Origin of the sequence: Tritonibacter litoralis (assembly GCF_009496005.1) — a bacterium.
Lineage (GTDB): Bacteria > Pseudomonadota > Alphaproteobacteria > Rhodobacterales > Rhodobacteraceae > Epibacterium > Epibacterium litoralis.
Genome location: NZ_WIBF01000029.1, coordinates 1 through 10,805 on the forward strand (window position 1 = coordinate 1; position 10,805 = coordinate 10,805).

7 protein-coding genes are annotated in these 10,805 nt (G+C 55.2%); all 7 read right to left on the reverse strand.

The window, feature by feature from the left end:
- Positions 1-274: 274 nt before the first annotated feature.
- Positions 275-625 carry a copper-binding protein gene (locus GFB49_RS20615; RefSeq protein WP_246149877.1) on the reverse strand — a complete coding sequence of 117 codons (351 nt, stop codon included), beginning with the start codon at positions 623-625 and terminating at the stop codon, positions 275-277.
- A 38-nt stretch (positions 626-663) separates the two neighbouring features.
- Positions 664-3,855, reverse strand: coding sequence for an efflux RND transporter permease subunit (locus tag GFB49_RS20620; protein WP_153218126.1), 3,192 nt, complete (start codon positions 3,853-3,855; stop codon positions 664-666).
- Complete coding sequence (locus GFB49_RS20625) at positions 3,852-6,002, reverse strand: efflux RND transporter periplasmic adaptor subunit (RefSeq protein ID WP_343032657.1); 2,151 nt, start codon at positions 6,000-6,002, stop codon at positions 3,852-3,854. Before GFB49_RS20625 ends, GFB49_RS20620 begins: the two co-directional genes overlap by 4 nt.
- A gap of 140 nt (positions 6,003-6,142) precedes the next feature.
- Complete coding sequence (locus GFB49_RS20630; protein WP_194269436.1) at positions 6,143-6,514, reverse strand: hypothetical protein; 372 nt, start codon at positions 6,512-6,514, stop codon at positions 6,143-6,145.
- A gap of 624 nt (positions 6,515-7,138) precedes the next feature.
- Positions 7,139-8,173 (reverse strand): IS110 family RNA-guided transposase, encoded by a 1,035-nt coding sequence (locus GFB49_RS20635; protein WP_153218132.1) that lies wholly within the window; start codon positions 8,171-8,173, stop codon positions 7,139-7,141.
- A gap of 92 nt (positions 8,174-8,265) precedes the next feature.
- Positions 8,266-9,744 (reverse strand): DUF6880 family protein, encoded by a 1,479-nt coding sequence (locus tag GFB49_RS20640; RefSeq protein ID WP_194269437.1) that lies wholly within the window; start codon positions 9,742-9,744, stop codon positions 8,266-8,268.
- Between the two features lie 209 nt (positions 9,745-9,953).
- The coding region (locus tag GFB49_RS20645) for a TrbL/VirB6 family protein (RefSeq protein WP_153218136.1) at positions 9,954-10,805 on the reverse strand (852 nt) is incomplete at its 5' end.

Here is a 10,805-nt window from a genome sequence, read left to right on the forward strand (position 1 = left end):
GGCCGGACACATGACTGCTTCTGACAAATGCACAAATCAGATCAAAAATGTCTTGCTATGCAGGAGCCATCCACACAAGCCATTCGCCATACCAGTTCAGTGCTGCGGTGCGCGCCCGAACCGTCCATTCACTGTAGCAGCCAAACACTATTTGTTGGATGGCTGAACTGCGGGCCAAATCCGGGCTAAAGGCACGTACCGACTGAAGCAAACTCCCCTCTTACACGCAACGGTCTGAGGTGGCTGGGGAGTAGATAACACCCCAGCCCAATATTTATTGGTCAGCCACTATTGCGCCGACAGCGTACATTCCGTTCGAGTCTTTAAGCAACATCATGGTCACTGTATCGCCATCTGCGATTTCGCCCATCATCTCTGCTCCTTCCAGCAATGGCATATCCATGGTCATTGCAGGCCAGCCAATCTCTGGGATCGGACCATGGCTTACATTTACAGTACCTTCGCCAAAAGAATTGACGACGGCTTCGGCGTGGACTGCGCCTTCGATTGTGGTTTCATCCATTTTCATATCGCCATGGTCCATATTGGAATGGTCCATACTTTGGGCAAAAGCGACGCCTGTGCTCAAGACGAGGCCTGAAACGAGAGTAAGTGTCTTACGCATGGAAATCTCCTGTCTTGCGTGATGGCTGGTGCCGAAGGTCATTCTCCGGGAACTTCATTTGGGTAATTTTCAAGTGGCTGGGGCGGCCCTTCGACCAGTTCACGATTTACGCGCTTTAGGGAAAACCGCTTCCAGATTACAAAAATAGACGGGATCACAAGAAGCGTCAGCAAAGTCGCTGTGGCCATGCCACCAACCATCGGAGCTGCAATTCGCTGCATGATTTCCGACCCTGTTCCATGGCCATACATGATTGGGATTAGGCCCGCGAAGATCGTAGCAACCGTCATTACCTTTGGTCGGACACGTAGCAATGCACCTTCAAATACGACCTGTTCTACATCCAAAGGTATCAGACTGCGTCGCTCCTGCATCACTGCTTTCTTACGCTTTTCCCAAGCAAGGTTGAGGTAAAGCAGCATGACAATCGCTGTTTCCACGGCAACACCTGCAAGCGCGATGAAGCCCACAAGAACGGCAACCGAGATATCAAAACTGAGATACCAGATCAGCCAGACGCCGCCCGCCAGCGCTACTGGCAATGCAGCAAGGATAATCGCGACTTCGGTAACCCGACTGAAGGCCATGAACAGCATCAAAGTGATAATCAGCAGCGTCGCCGGTGCAACAAGCATAAGGCGGTCCTGCATTCGTTCGATATATTCATACTGACCGGACCAAGTTATAGAATATCCCGGCGGCAAAGTGACCGTATCCGCAACCACTGCGCGAGCTTCATTCACGTAGCCCCCCAAATCACGACCTGCGATGTCGATAAAGACAAACCCGGTACGCCGGGCGTTCTCAGATCGGATCATGCTAGGGCCATCGACAATCTTGATTTCCGCTAGAGTGCCAAGGGGAATATGAGCCCCAGACGGGGTTACGACCGGCAGATCACGAAGTCTCTCCGGGCTATTGCGCCATTCCTGTGGATAGCGCAAATTGATCGGGAACCGTTCCAGCCCCTCGACGCTTTCGGAAACTTGCGTACCGCCGATCGCAGTTTGGACAACATCCTGGACATTTTCGACGCTCATCATAAAACGCGCAGCGGCATCCCGATCCACATTGATTTCGATGAACCGGCCACCGACGGGCCGCTCGGCGTAAGCCGATGCCGTGCCATCAATAGCGGCGACAGCCTGTTCGACTTCAATTCCGATCGCTTCGATCATCCCTAGGTCTTCACCGGAAATTTTGACACCCACGGGCGTTTTTATTCCGGTCGCAAGCATGTCGATCCTGTTTTTGATTGGCTGAATCCAAACGTTTGTCACGCCGGGCACTTGCACAATGCGGTCCAGTTCTTGGCGAATACCTTCCATCGTCATGCCGGGACGCCATTCCTTCTCAGGGCGTAGCTGCACAGTGGTTTCGATCATTGTTAGTGGAGCAGGGTCAGTTGCGCTGTCTGCGCGGCCCAGCTTGCCATGAACGGTCTGAACTTCTGGTACTGTCGCAATCAAGCGATCCGTCTGCTGCAAAACCTCACGCGCTTTGCCGATGGACACACCTGGATAAAGCGACGGCATGTACAAGAAATCGCCCTCGTTCAGTTCTGGCATGAACTCGGTTCCGATACGTTGCAGCGGCCACGCCATCGATGCGACCAACCCAACCGCAAGCATCGTTGTGGGCCAAGGCCATGCGACTGCGGCGTCAAGAAACGGTCGGTACAACCAGATCACCAGACGGTTTAGTGGGTTCTTTCGCTCGGGCAAAATACGACCGCGTACAAAGTAGCCCATCAGAACGGGCACTAACGTGATCGCGAGGATCGATGCGGCCGCCATCGCGTATGTCTTCGTAAAGGCCAAAGGTTTGAAAAGTCGGCCTTCTTGGCTTTCCAGTACAAACACAGGAAGAAAGCTTACGGAGATAATTGCCAGAGCAAAGAACAGCGAAGGGCCGACTTCCTCACAACACTCGGTTACGATCCGCCAGCGATTTTGCGGTGTAAGGGGTTCTTTTTCGATCCGCCTGTGCATCGCTTCGATCATCACAATGGCAGCGTCTACCATGGCCCCGATGGCAATCGCGATCCCGCCGAGGGACATGATGTTGGCGTTCACGCCTTGCAATTTCATGATGATGAACGCTGCGAAAATCCCAAGAGGAAGCGACAGAACGATCACCAGCGAGGAACGGATGTGCAGCAAGAACGCTGCACATACCAGCACAACGACAATAAATTCTTCGGTCAGTTTTTTCTCAAGGTTTTCAATCGCCCTCTCAATTACTCCTGAGCGGTTATAGGTTGTCACAAGTTCAACACCTTCGGGAAGATTGGGGCGCAGTTCCTCAATTCTTGCCTCAACCGCCTTGATCGAGGTCAGGGCATTGCCGCCCCAGCGGAGGATCACAACACCACCCACTGCATCGCCGTCACCGTCAAATTCACCAACACCACGCCGCATTTCCGGGCCAAGCCGAATATCAGCGACATCTCCCAAAGTAATCGCCGCACCGCGCGCATTCACCATCAGGGGAGCACTTGCAAGATCCGCGATTTCATCGACATAGCCGGTCGAGCGGACCATGAATTCTGCCTCGCCCATCTCGATCACACTTCCGCCCGTTTCGCGGTTGGCCCCTTGGATCGAACCTCGTATTTGCGCCAGGGTTAAATCGTAGGCACGCAGCTTGTTGGGATCGACGACCACCTGATACTGCTTGACCATACCGCCGATTGTGGCGACCTCAGATACACCCTCGACGGTTTGTAATTCATATTTCAGAAACCAGTCTTGGAGCGTCCGCAGTTCTGACAGATCATGATTTCCGGTCCGATCAATCAGCGCGTATTGGTAGATCCACCCAACGCCTGTAGCGTCTGGCCCAAGTTCAGGTGACACGCCATCCGGCAGGTTTGACGCGATCTGACCAAGATATTCCAGCACACGGGTTCGCGCCCAATAGAGGTCGGTTCCATCTTCAAATACAACATAGACATAGCTGTCGCCAAAGAATGAGAACCCACGGACATCGGTGGCACCCGGTACCGCAAGCATGGCCGTGGTAATCGGGTAGGTCACTTGGTCTTCAATGACCTGTGGCGCCTGTCCAGGGTACGGCGTCTTGATGATGACCTGCACATCGGACAGGTCTGGGATGGCATCGACAGGGGTCGAGCGTATTGCCCAAACACCCGCAATTGCCATCATTATCGCGAGGGCCAACACCAAAAACCGGTTCTGGATTGAGCTCCGAATGATAGCCGCGATCATTGGGTCACCTGCTCATCCCGAGCTTCGACCCCGACAAGGGTAAGCGAGAAATCAGGGTTTCGGGTCATCAATAGCGCAACTTCGACGTCTGTAGGAAGTTCTTGAACGTCGACAGATGGATCGATGGTAAAGTTCATCGTCATCCCAGGCATCCCAATATCCACCATAGGTCCGTGAGTGATGTTCGCCATGCCAGTTTCAAGATTAATGTCGTTGATGGTTCCCATGACTTTCATCGCAGGTGCGATGGTTTCTGCCGCCGCTAGAACCATTGTCATCCCATCAGGGCGATCAAAGCTTAGCGTCGATGCCGCACCGATCTGAAGCGTTTCAAGATCAAGCAAATCTGTTACCCCGAAGTCCATCGTCATTCCCGGCATGCCAATTTCAGCAATCGGACCGTGATTGATTGTTACAGTGCGCGCTGTGGCATCAATTGCGTTAATCGCACCGCCTACGACGATCTGCGCCGCTGCCATCGACTTTTCTTCTGTTTCAGTCATTGGTTCAGGCATTGCTGTGTCATCGGTTCGAACGGCGACGATGACAAACATACCTTCGCCATCTTTGGCCAAGTCAAAAGACACCTGCGAGCCAATCGGTACAGTTGCCGGATCAAACCCTGTAACTGGCATGTCCATTTGCATGGCAGGCCAACCAAGTTCGGGGATAGGATCATGGCTCATGCTTAGCAGGCCATCATCTGTCACAGCTTCGATCACGCCATTGCCTGTTGCCGCAACACCGTCATCGGATCCAATATCCACAAGGGACAGCAATCCGTCCGCGCCACGCACAATCTGAAACGCGACCTGCTGGCCCGCCATGAGGCTTTCAACCCGAACATCCGCTTTCACGGGAAACTGCGAGTCCATTTCAGGCCAGCCAAGGCTTTCAAGGGCTGTATGGCGGATCGTTGCCATGCGTGTCGTAGGTTCGAATGCCAGCAGTTCTCCAACGCCCTGTGCCGGTTCCGCGTCAGTGGGAGCCATCCGCATCAAACCCGCGCTCAGCGCGCTCTCGCTGTCAATCAGGAACTGGGCAGAGGCCACAACCTCATCACCTGGAGCTAGTCCTTGCACGACTTCGGTGCGCCCCCCTTCGTCAAAGTCATCGCGCAGCCCCGTGGTGACCAAACGAGGTGCGAAAGTGCCTTCGCCTGTTTTCAGAATGACGCGCTCGGAACGGCCCGTGCGGATGATTGCCTCAGTCGGGACCGTCAATGCTTTGCGCGTTTCGTTTGGGGTTAGGCTTACCGTGCCAAACATATTGGGCTTCAAAATACCGGCCGTATTGTCGACGCTCAATCGCACGGGCAATGTACGGGTCTCGGCGTCTAGCTCTGGATAAATGTAGTCAATCTGCCCTTCGAATACTTGACCATTCAAGTGCTCAAATTCGATACTCGCCGTCATATCGTCGGTGATACGCGCAATATCACGCTCAAACACATCAACAATAAGCCAGACATTTGATGGATCAGCGAGCGAGACTGCCTGGATGTTGGGTTGCAAGAACATCCCATCTACCGCCGAAAGGGCGATCACGACACCATCTTGTGGCGCGTAAAACTTTAGGTTGCGGGCCGTCTTTCTTGTTTTTTCGATCTCTTGAATTTGTTGATCTGACACACCGTGACTGCGCAACTTGTTACGTGAAATCTCGGTAATAAGCTGATTGCCTTCTTCGAGTGATCTGATGTGTTCCGCGCTGGCCGCCCCGATAAGAGGTGAGAACATCTCGAACATGACGTCGCCTTTTGCGACTATGTCACCGACAGCACGCACTTCTATCTCTTCGATCCAGCCTTCAACCCGCGTATGAATGTGGCTTGTTAGGTGTTCATTATAGCCCACAAACCCAACCGTCTCGATTGACTGTGAAATGTCATCAACCTGAGCAACTGCGGTGCGTACACCGATGGCGTTGATTTCTGCAGCAGATAGCATCACTTCCGAGGGGTCAGATGAGGGCTCTTCCCCAGCGTAAACAGGGATCAAATCCATACCCATTGGCGACTTTCCGGGCCCTTCCTTGCGGAAATTTGCATCCATGGGCGCGACCCAATAAAGGATTTCTGGCCCGGAATTTGCGGCCATCTCTGTCGAATTTAGGTAAAAGCGTTCAGCATAGATGCCACCAGCCAATCCGGCCCCCAATGCAAGAATGCTGAGCGCGCCATAGCGTCCATTCATGTTCGTCTCCCGTGCCCTCACAAGTGGGGCCTTCATCACTGATCAAAAAAACCACCAGCGCGTTTCACGGCGAGGTGAGGCCTATCGTTTGATCAATTGTGTTTGGGAGGTTTGCCAATTTGCGGCAAGAAAGGACCACTGAACATGGAACCATCAATGGTAACCGGGTCAGCCGCAATTTGCGCAATGAAAGGCGACTGGATGTCCGAGACAAAAACAAAAAAGGCCTGACACGACGTCATATCACATACCGAATTTTGCCCGTTATGAGCATCGTTAGTCTCAGCTAAGTGATCGTGGCCATCGTGATTTTGCGCCAATACCGACCCACAATGGCTCATGTGGTCGTCAAAGGAAAAACGAGCCGCAGAAGCAATTTGCATGAACTGCACAACAATCAATCCCGAAAGCAAAAGCATCAGCGAAAACCGCTGTAGTTTCTTCAACCAGATTGACGCACCCAAGTTCATACTCGTCGTTTTACATACTTGGTAGTCAACCGCAAATCACAAACGCGAAACTATGCTTAAGCGAGGCGAAATGACGCCTTTGGCTTGGCTGCCGAACGAATAAGTTGAAAAAGTTGGCAGATTTTTCGGTTTGATATCAAGAAACTGTGCACAAGTACTCGGCTTCGATGAAACGTCGCAATGTAATTGCCAGAACCAATGCCATGAATACTGTCGGCCCACAAGAGACACTCAACGTCCATCCCAGATGTTGCGGTTGCAGTCCGCAACTCGGTCATCTAACCTCCTAAATGCCGCACACCTCTGGCAATGTCCGCTCTAGAGAAACTGCGCAGCAGCAACCGAACCTACGACCAACGGCAGCTTCTCTAATTGGGTGTTTGGGTCAAGCTCGTTTTCCTTCTTTCCTTTGGATCTTTGTCACTCATCCGGGTCACGCTTCTCTTCGCAGCCTGGTTGATGTCGCGTGGGACATCGCTGCACGCATGTGTCGGATTGGCAGTGGAGAGCCTCGCTTTGGGACGCGCTTCTCGTTGCGCAGCAGCCATATTCGGCTTCTTCCACAGACCTCGTCCGGTGAGGGACGACCCCGTTCAGGTTGAGCGTTGGGTGGTTACATCATGCCAAACCCTCCACCTTCTCTGAACGGAATTCAGTGCCGTCAGTCCACATGCGATGCAGCAGAACAGCAAGCTTTCGCGCAACGGCGACGACCGCACGGCGTCTGCCTTTAGTTCGCATCAAACGCATTCCCCATGATTTGATTTGTGATCCAGCCATCGTGCGCATCAGTAATGAATTTGCCGCTGCATAGAGGGTTGCACGGACATCGCGGTCTCCCGCTCGGGATATGCGACCTGAGTTGTCGTGCTCGCCTGATTGATATCGTCGAGGTGTAAGGCCAAAGTGCGCGCCAACGGTTCGGGAACTTTTGAAGCGAGCAGGATCGTCGATGGCGGCTTTGAAAGTAAGGGCCGCAATCGGGCCAACGCCCGGAACAGTCATCATCCGCAGGCAGACGATATCATTGCGGGCCGCGCGTTTGACCCGCCGATCCAGGGCAAGATAGTTTTTGTATATCGCGACGCGCGCGTCCAGCAGCGGCAGCATTGCCTGACACAATACCTCATCCGCTTCGATCAAAGGGCGCACGAGGTCATCGAAGCTGCCATGCTGGACAGTTTTTGGAAGGCGCAGTCCGAAGATTTTCAACAACCCGCGCACCTCGTTTGCCAGATCAATGGTTTTGTTGAGCAAGGCTTTGCGGCAGCTCAACCGGGCGCGTATGTTGTGGGCTTCCCGGCTCTTCATATGAACCGGGCTGAACCAACCTGTCCTCAATATCTGCGCAATCCCTCGGGCATCGTTCTTATCTGTCTTGTTGCGCATCGCCGACAGCGCGGCGCTGACTTGCCGGGCTTCCATGCAGACAACGTCGAAACCATCATTGGTCAATCCATAGAAAAGATGTTGGCTCATCGTGCCCGCTTCAAAACCAACCCGAACAACAGGATGAGCGAAGCCTTTCAAACAGTTCGTGATTTCATCAACATCACATGCCAACTCACGCTCGAAAATGATCGCGCCTTTGGTATCTACGATGCATAGCGCGCATGACCGCAGCGACACATCCAATCCGGCAAAATAATCCATCGTCTATCTCCCTTGTTCACAGTTATCCTGTGATCCTATCGGGAGCTCGACCTCAGAATAGAGGGCAGCCCAATTACGCATGCTTTGGGCCGTTACCTATCATCTTTGATCCACACAGGGCGACGCGCCCCACTCGTTTGTGGCGTTTTCGGTTCGCCGTCACCGACGCGCGCCCAGAATCCTGATTTACGAGGATGGGTTTTCTTGAGCTTGGCAAGATAGGTTGCGTGGTCGGTCATTGTGCCGGGGCGCATGGCGTCCGCCTCTTGGGCCAATAGGGTCAGTTTCCCCAGATATTTTGCGCCGTGCCCATAGGCCTTGGATCGTGCGCGGTCGAGGATGCGGTCCAGAAGGGCCCGGTAGAGGATTGTCGCCGCCAAGGGATGATCGTGTTCCAGCAGGTCCGCGATTTTTGGCAGGTTGTGCCAATCCCCCCCGTCCCAGCGGTGCGGGTGCGTCGTGATCAGCTTTGCCGCCAAATCAAGTCGTGGCCAATCAAGGAAGAATTGCAGCGCCTCCTCGGGTTTTGCCTTTTCCAACGCAAATGCATGAGCACGGTCTTCGGCCTCGATATCCTCAAAATCCGGTAGCAGTTTCAAATACTGCCGCAGGATGTCGGCGGGCAGGCGTGCCTCAAAACAGCGCCAACGCAGGGCTTGCGCCGCCGATCTGTCGCCGGTGGCGTCCAAGATGCGCGCTTCCAGGCTGACGCGTTCTGGTGCCAGGCCATCATCGGTTTCGCCAAAAGTGCGCCGCCCGGGCTTGCGCACCCATTCCAGCGCTTCGGCGGTGCGCCCAGCCTCCAGAAGCTGCGCCGTGATCGCCAGTGTATCTTGCATATGTGGCTTTTTTTTGAGCTCCAACGCGATGAGCAGATCGAGGTCCCCCCGCGCCGAGGCGAGGATCTGGCGCATCCCGGCCCATTGCGAGGTCATGGAGTAAAACCAGCCATCCGATTTGCGCGCTGCGTCTTCGGTCTGCCGTTCGGCGATGGCGTCTTTCAGATCGCCGTCCCAACGCGCCAGAGTGTCTTGCGGCAGATGCGGCGCTACGGCCTCGGTCACGTCAGCGAGATAGCCATGCGTGCTTTCGCCAAGGGCGGTCATTATTTTCTCCGGCAGCGCGTTAGCCTCAGGCACCGGCAGGCTGGCGGCCAAATCGCCGGTTGCGTGGATCGCCTGATAATAGACGTCCTGAACGCAACCGGAAGAATCGTCGACTCGTCCGAACACCTGTTCATGGGTGGCGATGAAGCGCAGCAACCGGTCTATGGCCAGCGCCGGGGCGGCAAGTCCAAGCTCGGATGTGATCGTATCGGTCAGGCTGCGCAGATCGTCGGTAAAAGCGCGGGCCTTGTCCCATTCGATAAAGCTCTTTGCCCGCGCCAGCCCGGACAGCCGTCGGTCGATCAGTTTGGCAATGGCTTCGGGGCCGGACTTCCCAGCCAGCGCCGCTTTGACTTGCCGCCGGAACCCAGCATTGCGCTCGGCCTCTTCCAGCACCAGCTGCGCGAGTTTGTCTGTGCCGAGATCTTTCAGCTTGTCAGTAGAGAGGGCAGGTTTGCGGGTCATGGGCAGGTCTCGGTTGGAAACAGTTGCCCCAATAAATGCCTCGGTCAAGTTCGGGTGGCAAGCATTGGGTCTCTGATTGAACAAGCGCTGCGACTATTACGCGATTTCCCACGTGATTGGCTTCCCGGCCTCACAGGTGCCGCGAATGGCCGGTCTGGTGAAACTGCATTGCAGCATTGACGCCACCGGCGAGCGGCAGGAATGGGCCGTCACCGTCGCCCAAGCCGTCCCAGTCTCGCCAGCTGCGCCAGCATTTTTGATCCCGAGTCTGCGGATCCTGTGCCGCCTCCGGAACCCGTCTGTCCCATGCCTTGCCGCACTGGCATTTGCTGTACGCCAAAGAACTGCCGCGCCCTGAGGGCTGCGTAATCTGCGCCACTGGCCCCGCCGATGAGGTAGCGATTGTAGGCCTGCTGGCTTCCCATGGCGGCGCGAGCGAAGCTGTAGCCGCCGCCGAGGCCACCGGAGAGGGCGGGCATCATGATGTTGCCGGAGATCGCGCGGACGATGAAGGGCGTGGCGATAATGAAGCCCTTGGCCATGAGCACCATCATGAAGAAGGGGATGAGCGCGCCGATGTTTGAGGCCCCTTCGGGATCGCCTAGTTCACCGATGAGCGCGGAGGAAACGCCTGTGATCGTTGCGAACACGCCTGCGACGACGATGGGGTATAGCGCAAAGGAGATCAGCGCGGACAGCCAGCGCGCGAAATAATCCTTGGTGACCTCGAAGAGGGTCAGGAAAATCATCACCGGGGCGATCCCGATCAGTAGCGCGATCATCAGTCGGGAGGCCACGAGGATGAAGGCGGCCAGTCCGCCGAGGATCGAGAGCAGAAGAACACCGACGATGTCGAGCATGGCGCCGGCCATCCAGTTCAGCTCGGACCCGGCGGCATTCAGGTAATCGCCGAGCTCGGCGATCAGCCGGTCGAATTCTTCAGCGAAAGTTCCAGAAGGCCCCGGGCTGCCGCCGCCGACGGAGGCCACGAGCGCCCCCGCAATGCTGTCGATCCCTGCAAGGATAGCGGCGGAAAGCGCGTTGAACTGCACCCAATTGGT